Here is a 15145-nt window from a genome sequence, read left to right as displayed (position 1 = left end):
ATGGCCGTCACCGGAAGGCTCGGGCTGCTGGCGCTCTTCGGCGCGCTGGTGGTCGGGCTGCTCCTGCCGTCGCGGGCCGGCCTGCTGGCCGTCGGCGGGGTGCTGCTGGTGCTGGTCGTCGTGGACCTCCTGCTGGCCGGGAGCGTCCGGCCGCTGACGTTCGCGCGCTCCGGTGACACGTCGGTGCGGCTCGGGGAGCCGTGCGAGGTGACGCTGGTCGTGGCGAACCCGGGTGGCCGCGCGGTCCGCGGTCAGCTGCGCGACGCGTGGCCGCCGTCGGCGGGTGCCGCTGATCGGCACGTCCTGCGCGTTCCGGCGGGGGAGCGGCGGGCGTTGGTGACGGCGTTGCGTCCTTCGCGGCGCGGCGACCGGACGGCGGCGCGCGTGACGGTCCGGTCGGTCGGCCCGCTGGGGCTGGCCGCGCGGCAGGGGTCGCACGCGGTGCCGTGGACGGTCCGCGTGCTGCCGCCGTTCCACAGCCGCAAGCACCTGCCGTCGCGGCTCGCGCGGCTGCAGCAGCTCGACGGCCGCAACGCGGTGCTGATCCGCGGCCAGGGCACGGAGTTCGACTCGCTGCGCGAGTACGTGATCGGCGACGACGTCCGCTCGATCGACTGGCGCGCGACGGCGCGCGCGGCGGACGTCATGGTCCGGACGTGGCGCCCGGAGCGCGACCGGCACGTGGTGCTGGTGCTCGACACCGGCCGCGTCTCGGCGGGCCGGGTCGGCGACGCCCCGCGCCTGGACGCGGCGATGGACGCGGCGCTGCTGCTGGCCGCACTGGCGACCCGGGCCGGCGACCGCGTCGACCTGCTGGCCTACGACCGCCGCCTGCGCGCGGCGGTGCAGGGTTCCTCGGGTGCGGCGTTGCTGACGTCGCTGGTCAACGCCATGGCGCCGCTGGAGCCGTCCCTGATCGAGACGGACGCGCGCGGGATGGTCGCCGAGATCCTGCGGCGGACGCGGCGGCGCGCGTTGGTGGTGCTGCTGACGGGCTTGGACGCGGCGCCGCTGGAGGAGGGGCTGTTCCCGGTGCTGAGCTCGCTGACCTCGCGGCACGAGCTGGTGATCGCGTCGGTCGCGGACCCGCGGGTGTCGGAGATGCTGGCGGGGCGCGGGGACGCGGAAGCCGTGTACGACGCGGCGGCGGCGTCGCGGACGATGGCGGAGCGCAGCCGGGTGACAGAACGCCTGGCGCGCCGCGGGGTCAGCGTCGTCGACGCGGTCCCGGAGGAGCTGCCGCCGGCCCTGGCGGACCGCTACCTGGCCCTGAAAGCCGCCGGGCGGTTGTGATCCCGGGGCCGGCTCGCGTGTCGGCGTTCTGATCACGGCGTCCCTCGGGCGGGTGGCTGCGGTGGTGCGCATCGCGGCGGGCTGTTAAGCCCGGAGGATGCGAAAGCTTTTCGTGGGATGCCTGGTCCTGGCCGCCGTGTCGATCCCCGTACCCGCGTCGGCCGACGACGGCGCGCCCGTCTACCTCGCCGACGGCGGGGGGACGCTCTCGCTCGCCGCCGTCGACGGCAAGCCCGTCCTCGCCGACGCCAAGGACCCGACCGCGAAATGGACGTACGACAAGACGTCCCAGCACTTCAAGAGTGTCCCGAGTGGACAGTGCCTGGCCGCGGCCAGCCCCGTCGACGGCGTCGCGGTGAAGCTCGCCGCCTGTGACGACAAGGACAAGCACCAGGCCTGGCGGCGCGTCGCGGGACTGCCCGGGCTCGTCGAGATCGCGAACGTCGCCACCGCGCGCTGCCTCACCGCGGAAGGCGCGGCCGCGGGCGCCCGGCTGTACCAGGAAGTCTGTTCCCTGACCGGGATCTCGAACACCTGGGCCGCGGGTGGCCGCACCCTCGCCATCCTGTCGGGCAACGGCCAGCGCCTCACGACGAAGGACCCGGGCGCGCCGTTCGTGGTCCGCGTGATCGGCGAAAACGGCCAGCCGGCGGCCGACGTCCCGGTGACGTTCTTCGTCCGCGCGGCCCGCCCGAAGAACCTCCTGGTCTTCGAAGGGGGCGCGGAAACGGTGACCGTCAAGACGGGCGCGGACGGTTCCGCGTCGAGCCCGAAGCTGACGTTGACGGAGGTGGGCGAGTTCGAGGCCCGGTTCGTCGGCACCGCCGGACTGGACGACGGATCGTCGATCGCCTTCGAGGGTTCGTGCTTATGCTGACTCGGGGAGCGCGTCCCCGATGTCCCGCGCGTCGAGGTCGCCGACCTCGCCTTCGCGGGCCGCGCGGCGGCCGAGGGTGAAGACGTAGACCAGGAACGCCACCTCGGCCACGACGCCGATCCCGACGCGAATCCACGTCGGCCAACCCGACGGCGTCACGAACGCCTCGATGACCCCCGACACGAACAGCACGCACGCCAGCCCGAGCGCCATCACCACGACCGAACGGCCCTGCTCGCCCAGCGCGGCCGTGCGGGAGCGGCGGCCGGGGTCGATCACCGTCCAGCCGAGCCGGAGGCCCGTGCCCGCCGCGACGAACACCGCCGTCAGCTCCAGCAGGCCGTGGGGCAGCAGCAGGCCGATCATCACGTCGGCGCGGCCCGCGGCGCTCATCGCGCCGATGATCAGGCCGGCGTTGAGCGCGTTCAGCCAGAGCGCGCCGATCACCGGCAGGCCCAGCGCGATGCCGAGGAACAGGCAGGTCGCCGCCACCCAGGCGTTGTTCGTCCAGACGCGCGCGGCGAACGACGTCGCCGGCCCCGTCGAGTAGTAGCTCTCGGCGTCGCCGCCGGGTTTGGTCAGCTGGTCGAGCTCGTCCGGTGACGCGATCGACGCGCGCACGTGCGGGTCGCCCGAGACCCACACGGCGATCACCACCATCACCGCGATCGACGCCAGCGCGGCCGGGATCCACCAGCGCCGCGACAGGTAGACGGCGGCGGGGAAACGGTGCGTGAAGAACAGCGCGACCTCGCGCCACGCCGGGTTGTGCGACCCCGAGATCGCGCTGCGGCCCCGTGCTACCAGCCCGGACAGCCGCCCGATCAGCGCCGGGTCGGGCGCGGTCGACCGGACGATCGACAGGTGCGTCGCCGTCCGCTGGTAGAGCGTCACCAGCTCGTCGGCTTCGGCGCCGGTGAGCTTGCCGCCGCGACGGCTCAGCTCGCCGAGCCGGTGCCACTCCGCCGAGTGCGCCACCACGAAGACGTCCACATCCACCCGGCCACCCTATCCGTCGTTACCCTGGGCCTCGTGCACGAGGAATCCGAGCTGGTCACCGGCGAAGCCGTCGTCCTGGACCTGCGCGTCGCCAAGCTCGCCAGCCGCGCCCTGGCGATGGCGCTCGACGTCGTCGTGCAGTTCGCGCTCCTGCTCGGCGCGATCTTCGTGATGACGCTGACCGTCCCGGCCGACGACGGCTCGCTCGCGCTGACCCTCTTCCTCGTGTTCCTGGTGCTGGTGATGGTCGGTTACCCGGTGCTGTTCGAGACGCTCTCGCGGGGCCGGTCGCTGGGCAAGATGGCGCTGGGGCTGCGGGTCGTGCGCGTCGACGGCGGCCCGATCCGCTTCCGCCACGCCCTGACCCGCGGGCTCGCCGGGTTCGTCGTCGACTTCTGGACGCTCGGGCTGTTCGGCGCGGTGGCCGTGATCGTGTCGCTGTGCTCGTCCGACGGCCGCCGCGTCGGCGACTTCCTCGCCGGGACGCTCGTGGTGCGCGAACGCGTCCCGGAAAGCGCCGGCTACCCGGCGATCGGCATGCCGCCGGGCCTCGAGGGCTGGGCGTCGCAGCTCGACCTGACCCGGCTGCCGGACGACCTCGCGCTGGCGAGCCGCCAGTTCCTCGCGCGCTTCAACGAGCTGCGCCCGGAGGCGTCGCACGCGCTCGGCTGGGGGCTCGCGCAGCAGGTCGGCAACGCCCTGGGCGCGGCGGTGCCGCCCGGGGTGCCGCCGTGGGCGTTCCTCGCGGCGGTGCTGGCGGAACGGCGCAACCGCGACCACGCCAAGGCCTTCCAGGCCTACGCGGCAGCGCAGGCCCAGCAGGCGCAGGGGTATCCGGCGCAGCCGCACGCCTACCCGGCGCAGGCGTATGCGGCGCCGGCTTATCCCGGGCAGGCGTCGTCGCAGCCCTTCCCCGCGCAGCCGAACGCTGCGTCGTCGCAGCCCCTCCCGGCGCAGGCGGCCGCACCCGAATACGGGGGCTCCTCCGAGCCGACCCCGCCGCGCGGAACCCCGGTGGTGCCCGCCGAGAACCCGTTCACCCCGCCGAGCTGACCCGGCGTCACGAGACGTCGCCGCCGGACGCGGTCCACGTGTTGCACTGCTGGCTGCGGTTGGTCGTCGCGCCGTGCTGCCACCAGGAGATGTTGTGCTTGGCGCTGCCGTGGTCGCGTTTGCCGTTGCGGGCGTAGTCGTCGCCGCGGTCCTGGGCGTTCCAGGCCTCGTTGTAGATGTTCTTGTCGACCGAGCCGCCCGAGACCGACGCCGAGCCCAGGAACATCCCCGAGAAGCACTGCGCCTCGAGCTCCATGCGCCGGGACAGCTCCAGGCCGACCGCCGAGTCGGCGCCCGCGTCGTAGCGCTGCTCGCCGTACGCGTCGGAGATGCCGGCCATGTTCTGCACGTGGTGGCCGTATTCGTGGGCGAGGATCGACAGGTACGGGCCGGGGTGGTTGCCCCACGTCTCGATCTCGATGCGGTCCATCGGCATGTAGATCGTGTTGTTCGACGGGCAGTAGAACGGCGTGACGCCGGTGGTCGTGCCGCCGCTGCCGCACGGCGTCGACGACTCCGAGAGCGACCGCGGCACCGACAGGTTCGGCGTCCGGAACGGCAGGTCGGCGCCGCCGAGGGCCTTCGACCACATCGCGTCGAGGCAGGCGATGCCGGACTGGAAGAACTTCATGACGCTGTTCTGGTCGGTCGCCCAGCGGCTCAGCGTGCACGGGACGTTCTGCAGCCCGAAGTTCGGGCTCCCGAACAGCGGGTTGTCGCCGGTGGCCGCGACCGAGTGCGGGCCGGCCGGCGTCTGGGACGTCGGCGTTTCGCGCCCGGACGTGCGGGTCTGGCGCGTGGTCGTCTCTTCGGTGGACGACGTCGTGGCCGTGGTTTCGTCGCTGGTGGTCTCGGAGTAGGTCTCGGTCGGGTAGGTGCTGGAGTAGCCGGCGTCGGCGACGTGCCGCGAGTGCCCGCCGGTCAGCGCGACGGCCGCGATCAGCCCGCCGACGACGGCCACGATCCCGATGATCGCCACGGCCACGATCACGCCGGCGTTCGACTTCTTCGCGACGTAGGGCCGGTACCCGGGCGCGAACCGCGGCCCGAACGCCATCGCGGGCGGCGGTCCAGCGTGACCCGGGGTGAAGACGGGCGCGGGCGCCGTCACGGGCGGCGGCAGCGGCGCCCCGGCGGGCGGCGGGGGACGGAACTGCGGGCCGGTCGGCGGCCCGCCGAAGCCGCCGGGACGCGGATAGGGCCCGGACGGCGGACCCGGCGCGGGGAACCCCTGGGTGCCCTGCGGACCCTGGACCCCCGGCTGGCCCTGCGGCGGCCCGCCGGACTGGCGCGGCGGTGGTCCCTGCGGACCGCGCGAACCCGGCGGCGGGCCACCGGGCGACTGCGGATTCCGCGGTGCGTGCGGGCTCTGCGGCGGCGAACCGGCAGGCCCCTGCGGTCCGGCGGGTCCCTGCTCCGGCTGACCTTGCGGCCCGGTCGGCCCCTGCCCGGGCGGCTGGCCCTGCGGACCCTGACCCGGCCGGCCCTGCGGACCCCGCCCCGGCTGGCCCGGCTGACCCGGCTGGCCCGGCAACGGCCGGTTCCCGGGCGGCGGCAACGGCCGCGCCCCCGGTGGCGGCAACGGCGGCCGGCCCGGAGGCGGCACCGGACGTCGCGGGTCGTGCGGACCCTGCGGCGGTTGGGACATCTGTGCGGAACCCCCCGTGGACTCACCCCGTCGGAACCGGCGTACCTGCGCTGATCTCGCCGTTCCGGCCGTCAGCATAGATCCAGTGCTCTAGGGTGTGGTGCTGTGTTGAGGAAACTGGGGCTCGTCGTCGCGGCGGGTGTGCTGGCCGCCGCCGGGCCCGCGGCCGCCGCCGACGGGCCGACCGGGCCGACTGCCGGGCCGCCCCTGCCCGCGCAGCCGAGCGAGCAGGTCAAGAAGCCGCAGCTGCTCGGCAGTGAGGTCCCGGGTGTCCAGGCCCCGGACGGCGCGACCGCCGACGTCGCGCTCAAGCTCCTGCGCGACGGCTCCCTCTCCGTCACCGAGAAGGTCACCGTCCCCGGCGGGCAGCAGCTCGTTTCCCGCGTTCCGCTGCGGGTTTCGGCCGGTGACGACCAGGACCGCGTCTTCGCCGTCCGCGACGTCAAGACCGAGGGCGCGGCCACCGGCCAGCTCACCGGCGACCAGCTCGTCCTGACCTTCGCCGGGGGCAGCGGAAGCGTCACCTACCTGGTCGACGGCGCGGTCGCCGACCAGAGCGGCCGGCAGCAGGCGCGCTGGCAGGCCGCGAGCGGCTTCGACGGCCCGCTGGCCAAGCTCACCGCGTCGTTCATCGCGCCGTCGCCGGAGTTGTCCCCTGTGGACTGTTTCGCCGGCCCGATCGGATCCAGCCGGCGCTGCACGCTCAGCGAACTCGACCACACCGGCGTCGTGCGCCTGGAACAGAACGACGTCCAGCCGGGCGACCGCGTCGACCTGCTGGTCGGCCTGCCCGCGAACACCACGCCGGCCACCGCGAAGTTCGCCGACATCGGCCTGCTCGCCAACGCCTTCGCCCTGACGCCGCTGACCGGCGTCGTCTTCGCCGTCCTCCTGGTGCTGCTCGTCGCCGGCGCGGTCTTCGTGGTGCGCCGCCGCAAGCAGGACGCGGGTGCGCTCACCGCCGCCGCCGGGCCGGTCGAGGTGCTGCTGCGCGACGGCGAGCGCGTCTACTTCGCCTCCCCGGACGGCGTGCTGCCCGGGCAGGTCGGCACGGTGATCGACGAGACCGTCGACGTCGTCGACATCAGCGCCACCGTGGTCGACCTGGCCGTCCGCAACTACCTGTGGCTCGCGGAAGTACCGGGGCCCGACTGGCAGCTCGCCCGCCGCAACCCGCCCGACGAGCACCTGCACGACTTCGAGCGCGCGGTCTACGAAACGCTGCTGCCGGCGGGCACCGACGCCGTGCTCGTGTCGCAGCTGCGCGCCCGCGGCGGCCTCGACCTGCGCCGGATCAGCGACGCGATGTACGCCGACGTCGTCACCAAGCGCTGGTTCTCCCGTCGCCCGGACACCGCGCGCGGCCGCCTGACCTGGCTCGGCGCCGGGATCTTCGCGCTCGGCCTGGTCGTCACGGCGATCCTCACGTTCACCGCCGGGTACGCGCTGCTCGGGGTCGCGGTCGCGCTCGCCGGGCTCGGTGTCGCCGCCGCGGCCGTGCTGCTGCCGTCGCGCACCGCGCGCGGCCGGGTGCTCGTCGGCCAGGTCCGCGGCCTGCTGCACTACCTGCACCACGCCAAGGCCGAGGACATCCCGCCGGGCGACCGCGAGATGGTGTTCTCCCGGTCGCTGCCGTACGCGGTGGTGCTGGGTGACACCGAACGCTGGCTGGGCGCCTTCGCCGCGCTCAACCCGGCGTCGGACGGCACGGCCGGCCTCTACTGGTACGGCGGCATGGAGGCCGACAGCGACCTGCGCCGCTTCGGCGCGCACTTCCCGTCGTTCCTGACCGCGCTCGACGGACTGCTCACCGAGTCCGGCCGCGCCACGTCGCGCTGACCGTGCGCGGCCGGGACGTCACCGCGGCGGCGCTGACGCTCTTCCTGGCCGTCGCCGGGCCCGCGGCCGCGCAGGACCAGCCACCGCCGCCCGCGTTGCCGCAGAGCGCCGAGATCCAGCTCAAGGTGGAGCGTGACGGCGCGCTTTCGGTCGCCGAGGCGGTGTCGGTCCCCAACGGCGTCACGATGGACCGCCGGGTCCCGCTGCGGGTCCCGGCGCCGCACCACCGCGACCGCGTCTACGGCGTGCGCGATGTCGTCCTCGAAGGCAGCGGCACGGCCTCGGTGGACCAGGACGCCTTCACGATCCACCTGACGGCAGGCACCTCGACTGTCCGGTACACAGTGGACGGTGCGGTCGACGGGAACCGCGTCACCTGGGAGCTGGCCGGCGGCTGGAGCACCGAGCTGAAGTTCCTCCGCGCGTCCTTCGCGGCGCCCGAGATCCCGACGGCGGTCGACTGCCGGGCCGGGCCGGCCGATTCGGACTTCCCGTGCGGTGCCGCGCAGATCGACCACGCCGGGCTGACCCGGTTCAGCCAGCAGAACCTCCTCGCGGGCCAGCGGATGACGGCGACCGTCGAGCTGCCCGCGGGCACCGTCCCGGCGAACGCACGGCTGGTTCCCGCCAAGACGCTCGCAGGCGCGTTCGTCCTCACCGCCCCGGTCGGCTGGGCCTGGGCGGGCTTCGGCGCGCTGCTGCTGGCCGCGGTCGTACTCGTGTGGCTCGCGCGACGCCGTGACGCCGAAGCGGGGGAGCCGCCGAAGGTCGAGCTGATCACCGCGAACGGCGAGTTCGCGTCACCGGAAGGCGTGCTGCCGGGTCACGTCGGCCTGCTGCTGCACGGCCGCACCGGCGCGGCGGACATCGCCGCGACCGTGCTCGACCTCGCCGTCCGCAACTACATCTGGGTGAGCGCCGAGGACGGCGACTGGCGGCTGAGCCGGCGCAACCCGGCCGACGAGCACCTGACCTCCTTCGAGCGTGCGGTGTTCGCGGCCGTCCTGCCGGAAGACCCGGTGACGCTTGCCGAACTGCGGCGGCGGCACGTCGTTATCGCACCGGACGGGCTGTATGCCGACGTTGTCCGCCGCGGCTGGCTCGCGGCGCGGCCCCGGAGGCTCGGCCGCGCCGGCGTCCGGGTGGTCTTCTACGGCGTGTTCCTGACCGTCCTGCTGGCACTGACCGCCGGATACGCCCAGCTCGGCGTGATCCTCGCGCTGGCCGGAGCGGCCGCCGCGGTGGTGTCGGCGGCGCTGCCCGCGCGTCGCCGCGCGGGCACCGACGTCGCACGGCGGCTTCGCGGCGTCGCCGAAGAGCTGGGTTCGGTGCGGGTGAAGGACCTCGGCAAGCCGCAGCGGGAACTGGTGTTCTCACGCGGTCTGCCGTACGCGTCAGCTCTGGGCGAACTGAGCGCCTGGGTGGCCGCTTTCGACGGTCTCAAGCACCCGCCGCCGGTCTACTGGCACGCCGGCGAAATCGGCCCTGACCAGGCCGGATCCTTCGCGACGGCCCTCGCAGGCACGTTCGCCGGCGCCCGCCGCGGGCACCTGCTGGATCTTGTGGGTCCGGACGGCGGTTCTCACCCGCCAGCCGGGAAGCCAGGGACCGCCGAGCCGTCGTAGGGTGGGGCCATGGCCGATCCCGAGCTCGTCCGATACACCCTAGACAACGGTTTGCGCGTGGTCCTCGCACCCGACGCGACCGCGCCGGTGGTCGGCGTCAGCGTGCACTACGACGTGGGTTTCCGCTCCGAGCCGGAGGGGCGCACCGGTTTCGCGCACCTCTTCGAGCACCTGATGTTCCAGGGCTCCGAGAGCTTGGAGAAACTCGCCCACTTCCGGCACGTCCAATCCAGCGGCGGCACCTTCAACGGGTCCACCCATCCGGACTACACCGACTACTTCGAGGTGCTGCCGAGTGCCGCGCTGGAACGCGCGCTGTTCCTCGAAGCCGACCGGATGCGCGCGCCGAAGCTGACCGCCGAGAACCTGGCGAACCAGATCGACGTCGTCAAGGAGGAAATCCGGCTCAACGTGCTGAACCGGCCCTACGGCGGGTTCCCGTGGATCACCCTGCCGCCGGTCCTGTACTCGACGTTCCCCAACGCGCACAACGGCTACGGCGGCTTCGAGGACCTCGAGAGCGCCACCGTCGAGGACTGCGCCGCGTTCTTCGACACCTACTACTCGCCGGCCAACGCCGTGCTCACCGTGGCGGGCGACTTCGAGGTCGCCAACGCCAAGGACCTGATCGAGCAGCACTTCGGCGACGTCCCGCACCGGCCGGCGCCGCAGCGGCCGTCGTTCGCCGAGCCGCTGCCGACCAGCGAGCTGCAGGGCGAGACGATCGACCCGCACGCCCCGCTGCCCGCGCTCGCCGTCGGCTACCGGATGCCGGACCCGATCAACGACGTCGGCGGTTACCTCGCCTACCTCGTGCTCGCCGGTGTGCTGACCGACGGCGACGGCTCCCGGCTGCAGCAGCGGCTGGTGCACAAGGAGCCCCTGGTCGTCGACATCGGCGCCGGCGCCGGGCTGTTCGGCCCGTTCGAGGCCCGCGACCCGGACACGTTCACCATCACCCTGATCCACCCGCACGAGGTGCCGCGCGAGCGCGTGCTCGCGGCGCTGGACGACGAGCTCGAGAAGATCGCCGAGAACCCGCCGGACGAGCAGGAACTGCGCAAGGTCACCGCGCGCTGGGCCGCGAGCCTGCACTCCGAGCACGACCGCCTGGTGTCCCGGACCCTCGCGCTCGGCTCGTTCGAACTGCTCTACGGCGACGCCTCGCTGGTCTACCAGCTCGCGGACCGGATGTCCGCCGTCACCTCGGAAGCCGTTTCGGCGGCGGCGAAGGCGCTGCGCCCCGACGCGCGCGCCGTCCTGGTGGTCAAGCCCGCTTCGGAAGGGACCGACGAGCAGTGAGCTCCCCCACGACTTCTGCAACGCACCGCAGCGCCGAGGAGATCGGCCGCACCGAGCGGGGGCCGCGCCCGCTGCCCCCGCTCGGCGAGCAGCGCACGGCCGCCGACCTGTCCCATGTGGACACCACGCTGGCCAACGGCCTGCGCGTCGTGGCCGTGCGCAAGGCGACCGTGCCGATGGTCGAGGCCCGGCTGTGGATCCCGTTCGCGGGTGACGACAAGCTGCACCCTGCGGTCGCCGAGGTGCTCGCCGAGACCATCCTCACCGGCACCGCGCGACGCAACCGCATCGAGATCGACGCCGAGCTGGCGCTGATCGGCGGCGACATCGGCTGCGGCGTCGACCCGGAACGCCTGGTGTTGACCGGTTCCGCGCTCGCCGACAAGCTGCCGACGTTCCTCGACGTGCTCGGCGACGTCCTCACCGGCGCGACCTACGCCGACGAGGAGATCGCCCGCGAGAAGGAGCGGCTGGTCGAGCGGATCGCCGTCTCCCGCACCCAGCCGCGCACGATCGCCCGCGAAGCACTGCAGAAGCACCGCTACGGCGACCACCCGGCCACCCGCGAGGTGCCGCAGGCCGAGGACGTCGCCGTCGTGACGCCCGAGCAGGTCCGCGCGCTGCACCAGGCGTCCGTGCAGGCCCGCGGTTCGGTGCTGGTGCTGGTCGGCGACATCGACCCCACCGCGGTGATCGGTGATCTGGAGAAGGTGCTCGGCGCCTGGGCGTCGGACCGCTCGGCCGTGCGGCTGCCGGCGTTGCCGGACCTGACCGGCCCGAGCGTGCTGCTGGTGCCGCGCGCCGGCGCCGTCCAGTCGCAGATCCGGCTGTCCGCGCAGACCGTGCCGCGCACGGACCCGGGGTACGCGGCGCTGCAGCTGGCGAACCTGGCCTACGGCGGGTACTTCTCGTCGCGGCTGGTCGAGAACATCCGCGAGAACAAGGGGTACACCTACTCCGCGCACTCCGGGTTCGAGTTCACCGACGGCACCGCGGTGGTCAACGTCGACGCGGACACCGCGACCGACGCGACCGCCCCGGCGCTGCTGGAGACCCGCTACGAGCTGGGCCGTCTCGGCCAGGTCCCGCCGGCGGGCGACGAGCTGGAGTCGGTGCGGCAGTACGCGATCGGCTCGCTGCTGACCTCGACGTCGTCGCAGTCCGGCCTGGCCGGCCAGGTGCTGGCGCTGGCCTCGACCGGGCTGGGCCTGGAGTGGCTCAACGAGCACCCGGCGCGGGTCGCCGCCGTGACCGCCGAAGAGGTGGCCGACGCGGCGCTGAAGTTCTTCGCCCCCAAGCGGTTCACCGGCGTGGTCGTCGGCGACGCGGCGGTGCTGGAACGCAAGCTCCTCGCGCTGGGCGACGTCGTAGTGGGCGAGCCGGCCTGATGTCCGTCCCGTTCTCCCTCGGTGCCCTGCCGACCCTGTCCCGGTCCACTGTGGACCGCCAGGAAGGCTTGCGCACCAACCCTTCACGATTGCTGAACCGCTGGGCTGACGCCCGGGTCGTCCTGCTGGACGACACCGGGCGCACCCCGGTCGTCGAGGGTTCGTCGGTGCTGGCGTTCCGCAAGGCCGTCGACTTCGGTGCTTCGCCGCCCGCCGACGCGGTGTTCCTCGGCGAGTGGCAGGACACCGACTACTGGTCGCTGCCGGGCGGTCCTTCGGGTGAAACCGACACGGTGAAGATGGCCGGGAGCTGGGGCTTCGTCGAAGAGGTCCCGCGCGTCGACGGCGAGATCTGGGTCGAGCTGCGTGGGTACGGCGACCTGCTGGACGACACGTCGGCCGGGCTGTTCACGACGGCGCAGGCGTTGCGCAACTGGCGTCGCCAGGCCAAGTTCTGCACCCGCTGCGGAAATCCCACGGAGCTGATCCAGTTCGGCTGGGCGAGCAAGTGCACGAACGACGGCCGCGAGGAGTACCCGCGCACGGACCCGGCGGTGATCTGCCTGGTCCACTCGCTGGAGGGCACGAACGGCTCCCACGTGCTGCTGGCCCGCCAGCCGATCTGGCCGGCCGGGCGGTATTCGGTGCTGGCCGGGTTCGTCGAGGCGGGGGAGTCGCTGGAGGCGTGCGTGCTCCGCGAGATCCGCGAAGAGGTGGGCGCGTCGGTTTCGGACGTCCGGTACCTCGGCAGCCAGCCGTGGCCGTTCCCGCGGTCGATCATGCTGGGCTTCACCGCCCGGGCGGACCGCACGCTGCCGCTGGTCCCGGCGGACGGCGAGATCGAGGAAGCGCTGTGGGTGTCGCGCGCGGAGGTGCGGGCGGCGTTCGAGAACAGTTCGTTGCGGAACGAAGGCGCCAAGCCGACCCCGATCGCGGACGGCGCGGCGGAGATCCTCCTGCCGGGCAACTCGTCCATCGCCCGGGTCATGCTCAAGGCCTGGGCGGACGCGGAGGAGTAAGTCGTACGCCCCAAGGCGGCCTTGGTTGCGTCCCGCGCACCGAAGGCCGCCTTGGTTGCGTCTGATGCACCGGAAGCCGCCTTGGGGCGCTTGGCCCGTGAGCCGCGCCCGGCGCTCGGAAGGCCTTTAGCGCAAGTCGCCGAGTTCTGTCACCGTGTGGGGCGGCGTGCCGGTGAAGTCAGGAACTCCGCCGTAGGCCAGGCTCAGCGTCTCCAGCCGGTAGCTCCACTCGCTGCCGCACAGGCACGTCGCGCCGAAGCGGTGGTTGATCTGCCAGCGCAGCCACTCGCCCGGTTCGAGCCGGACCATCGGCCGCCACTCGCGCCGTGGCCACCCCGTCGGGGCCGCCGCGACCTGGACCGCCAGCACGCCGTCCCGCTCCCGGAGTGTGACGCCGTTCAGCTCGCCGATCGGGCGCAAGGCGAACCGCGGCTCGAAGCCGGTCGATTCGTCGACATTCACCCGGTGGACCTGCCCGCCCGCGTGGTCCGGTAGCCGGAACACCGTCGGCACCCGGTTGCGGCGCGAAGCTGCGGCGCCACCCCTGGACCGCGTGGTCCAGGTGGTCCATACCTGCTGCGCGACGACGTCCACGAAACCAGCATCCCCGGCCGGGCAAGCCGCTTTCCGGTGACCCGCTGACCGGCGCAAACGTCGCACCGCACACCCTCCACCAGGGAAAACGCCGCCCGGCGCCGTGTCACACGCGCGACTTCAAGCGTTACCTGGCCGTTTCCCGGGCCCGTTGACGGCTGTGGCTCGGCTCACTACAGTCCCCGGAAACCGTCTGTAAAGTATCCTAATTAAGTCGGGAGCGACGACAAGTGCGAGCCGGTAGCCCGCGGATGCTGCGCGAGATCAACGATCGCGCCGCCATCGAGGTCCTCCTTCGGGAGGGCCCGTTGACGCGCGCCGAGCTCGAGCTCGCCATCGGGCTTTCCAAGCCCGCGACCGCGCAGCTCATCACCCGGCTCGAGCAGGACAACCTCGTCATCAAGGCCGGCGTGCGGGGTGGCGGACGCGGTCCGCGCGCCCAGCTCTGGTCGGCCAACGGCGGCCTCGCCCGGGTCGCCGCCGTGGACCTCACGCCGCACGTCGCGGACTTCGTCGTCGCCGATGTCGCCGGGACGATCCTCGCCGAGCACCAGGTCGCGCTGCCCGTCCACGAGGGCGCCGACGTCGTCGGGACCTTCGGCGAAGCGCTGAGCCACGTCGCCGAACAGGCCGGGATCACCCGCGAAGAGCTCGCCCACGTCGTCATCGGCGCGCAGGGCGCCTTCGACCCGCGCACCGGCCTGCTCTCCTCCGCGCCGCACATCCCCGGCTGGCTCGGCTTCGACGTCCCGCAGAAGCTCAGCGACGAACTCGGCGTCGACGTCCTCATTGAGAACGACGTCAACCTCGTCGCCGTCGAGGAGATGAGCGCAGGCAAGGCGCAGGACGTCGACGACTTCGTGATGGTGTGGCTGTCCGAAGGTGTCGGCGGCGCGGTCGTCATCGGCCGGCGGCTGCTGCGCGGCGCCACCGGCGGCGGGGGCGAGATCGACTGGATGCGGGTGCCCGACCCGGCGACCGTCGACACCGGCGACGTCTGGCCCGAGGCCGGCGCCCGGTTCGGCAACCTCGTCGACTCGCCCGCCATCTGCCGTCTCGCCGCCGCGCACGGCATCACCGCGGACACCGCCTGGGACGCCGTCGAGAAGGCCGGCACGCAGCACCCCTTCCTGGACGACCTCGCGCGGCGCGTCGCCGGCGGCATCGCGAACCTCGTCGCGGTCGCCGACCCGCAGCTCGTGCTGCTCTGCGGGGACACCAGCCGCGCCGGTGGCGAGAACTTCGCCGCGCTGGTGCAGGACCGCCTGCACACGCTCGTCCTGCCACGCACCCCGGTCGGCTGCGCTTCGGTGCAGGGCAACGCCGTCCGCGCGGGCGCGCTGCAGTCCGCGCTCGCCAAAACCCGTGAGGACGTCTTCGGCGTCGTCACCCCCACGCTCCTCGGGTCGCGCAGGCCCGCGGTCGGACCCTCGCCCGGTAAAGCGGCGGTCCCGAACACCCGTCCCGCCCCGTCCCCAACCGAGTAGCCCAACCGATGAGGAGGAGGG

At 73.3% G+C, this 15145-nt stretch carries 12 protein-coding genes; 9 read left to right on the top strand and 3 right to left on the bottom strand.

Annotated features, from left to right (window positions below; genetic code table 11):
* Both OG494_RS31120 and OG494_RS31115 read left to right on the top strand, forming a co-directional pair.
* Window positions 1–1293: a DUF58 domain-containing protein gene (locus OG494_RS31120; protein WP_328444770.1), complete on the top strand. Its 1293-nt coding sequence runs from the start codon at window positions 1–3 to the stop codon at window positions 1291–1293.
* Between the two features lie 97 nt (window positions 1294–1390).
* Window positions 1391–2170, top strand: coding sequence for an RICIN domain-containing protein (locus OG494_RS31115; RefSeq protein WP_328444768.1), 780 nt, complete (start codon window positions 1391–1393; stop codon window positions 2168–2170).
* On the opposite strand, the gene OG494_RS31110 is transcribed toward OG494_RS31115, so the two are convergent.
* Window positions 2162–3169, bottom strand: coding sequence for a stage II sporulation protein M (locus OG494_RS31110; RefSeq protein WP_328444766.1), 1008 nt, complete (start codon window positions 3167–3169; stop codon window positions 2162–2164). The genes OG494_RS31115 and OG494_RS31110 overlap by 9 nt on opposite strands.
* Before the next feature lie 33 nt (window positions 3170–3202).
* Here OG494_RS31110 and OG494_RS31105 point away from each other — a divergent pair, with 33 nt between their 5' ends.
* Window positions 3203–4222, top strand: coding sequence for an RDD family protein (locus OG494_RS31105; RefSeq protein ID WP_328444764.1), 1020 nt, complete (start codon window positions 3203–3205; stop codon window positions 4220–4222).
* 7 nt (window positions 4223–4229) lie between these two features.
* Here OG494_RS31105 and OG494_RS31100 read toward each other — a convergent pair whose 3' ends face one another.
* Window positions 4230–5279, bottom strand: coding sequence for a neutral zinc metallopeptidase (locus tag OG494_RS31100; RefSeq protein WP_328444762.1), 1050 nt, complete (start codon window positions 5277–5279; stop codon window positions 4230–4232).
* 696 nt (window positions 5280–5975) lie between these two features.
* On the opposite strand from OG494_RS31100, the gene OG494_RS31095 reads away from it, so the two are divergent.
* From OG494_RS31095 to nudC, 5 genes are read left to right on the top strand one after another with little or no spacing between them, the layout of a single operon-like run.
* Window positions 5976–7709 carry a DUF2207 family protein gene (locus OG494_RS31095; RefSeq protein WP_328444760.1) on the top strand — a complete coding sequence of 578 codons (1734 nt, stop codon included), beginning with the start codon at window positions 5976–5978 and terminating at the stop codon, window positions 7707–7709.
* Window positions 7710–7711: 2 nt separating this feature from the next.
* Window positions 7712–9334 carry a DUF2207 family protein gene (locus OG494_RS31090; RefSeq protein WP_328444758.1) on the top strand — a complete coding sequence of 541 codons (1623 nt, stop codon included), beginning with the start codon at window positions 7712–7714 and terminating at the stop codon, window positions 9332–9334.
* 9 nt (window positions 9335–9343) lie between these two features.
* Window positions 9344–10636, top strand: a complete 1293-nt coding sequence (locus OG494_RS31085) for a M16 family metallopeptidase (protein ID WP_328444756.1) — start codon at window positions 9344–9346, stop codon at window positions 10634–10636.
* Window positions 10633–12024, top strand: a complete 1392-nt coding sequence (locus OG494_RS31080) for a M16 family metallopeptidase (RefSeq protein ID WP_328444754.1) — start codon at window positions 10633–10635, stop codon at window positions 12022–12024. Before OG494_RS31085 ends, OG494_RS31080 begins: the two co-directional genes overlap by 4 nt.
* A complete protein-coding gene (nudC, locus tag OG494_RS31075; protein ID WP_328444752.1) occupies window positions 12024–13043 on the top strand; it encodes an NAD(+) diphosphatase in 1020 nt (339 codons plus the stop codon). The genes OG494_RS31080 and nudC overlap by 1 nt, the downstream gene beginning before the upstream one ends.
* Window positions 13044–13169: 126 nt before the next feature.
* Here nudC and OG494_RS31070 read toward each other — a convergent pair whose 3' ends face one another.
* The gene (locus OG494_RS31070; RefSeq protein WP_328444750.1) at window positions 13170–13637 is read right to left on the bottom strand and encodes a hypothetical protein; all 468 of its coding nucleotides are present in this window, start codon (window positions 13635–13637) and stop codon (window positions 13170–13172) included.
* Between the two features lie 251 nt (window positions 13638–13888).
* Here OG494_RS31070 and OG494_RS31065 point away from each other — a divergent pair, with 251 nt between their 5' ends.
* A complete protein-coding gene (locus OG494_RS31065; protein ID WP_328459072.1) occupies window positions 13889–15124 on the top strand; it encodes an ROK family transcriptional regulator in 1236 nt (411 codons plus the stop codon).
* Window positions 15125–15145 lie beyond the last annotated feature (21 nt).

The organism is Amycolatopsis sp. NBC_00438, from assembly GCF_036026695.1.
In the GTDB taxonomy this organism is placed as follows: Bacteria; Actinomycetota; Actinomycetes; order Mycobacteriales; family Pseudonocardiaceae; genus Amycolatopsis.
The sequence above is the reverse complement of the archived record's forward strand: the minus strand, read 5'-3'. Positions and strand labels throughout refer to the sequence as shown.

What these genes read in the sequence shown, in the direction of transcription:
- OG494_RS31120 (WP_328444770.1), top strand. Translation starts at nt 1, where the DNA reads ATGGCCGTCACCGGAAGGCTCGGGCTGCTGGCGCTCTTCGGCGCGCTG.
- OG494_RS31065 (WP_328459072.1), top strand. Translation starts at nt 13,889, where the DNA reads ATGCTGCGCGAGATCAACGATCGCGCCGCCATCGAGGTCCTCCTTCGG.
- OG494_RS31115 (WP_328444768.1), top strand. Translation starts at nt 1,391, where the DNA reads ATGCGAAAGCTTTTCGTGGGATGCCTGGTCCTGGCCGCCGTGTCGATC.
- OG494_RS31085 (WP_328444756.1), top strand. Translation starts at nt 9,344, where the DNA reads ATGGCCGATCCCGAGCTCGTCCGATACACCCTAGACAACGGTTTGCGC.
- nudC (WP_328444752.1), top strand. Translation starts at nt 12,024, where the DNA reads ATGTCCGTCCCGTTCTCCCTCGGTGCCCTGCCGACCCTGTCCCGGTCC.
- OG494_RS31100 (WP_328444762.1), bottom strand. Translation starts at nt 5,279, where the DNA reads ATGGCGTTCGGGCCGCGGTTCGCGCCCGGGTACCGGCCCTACGTCGCG.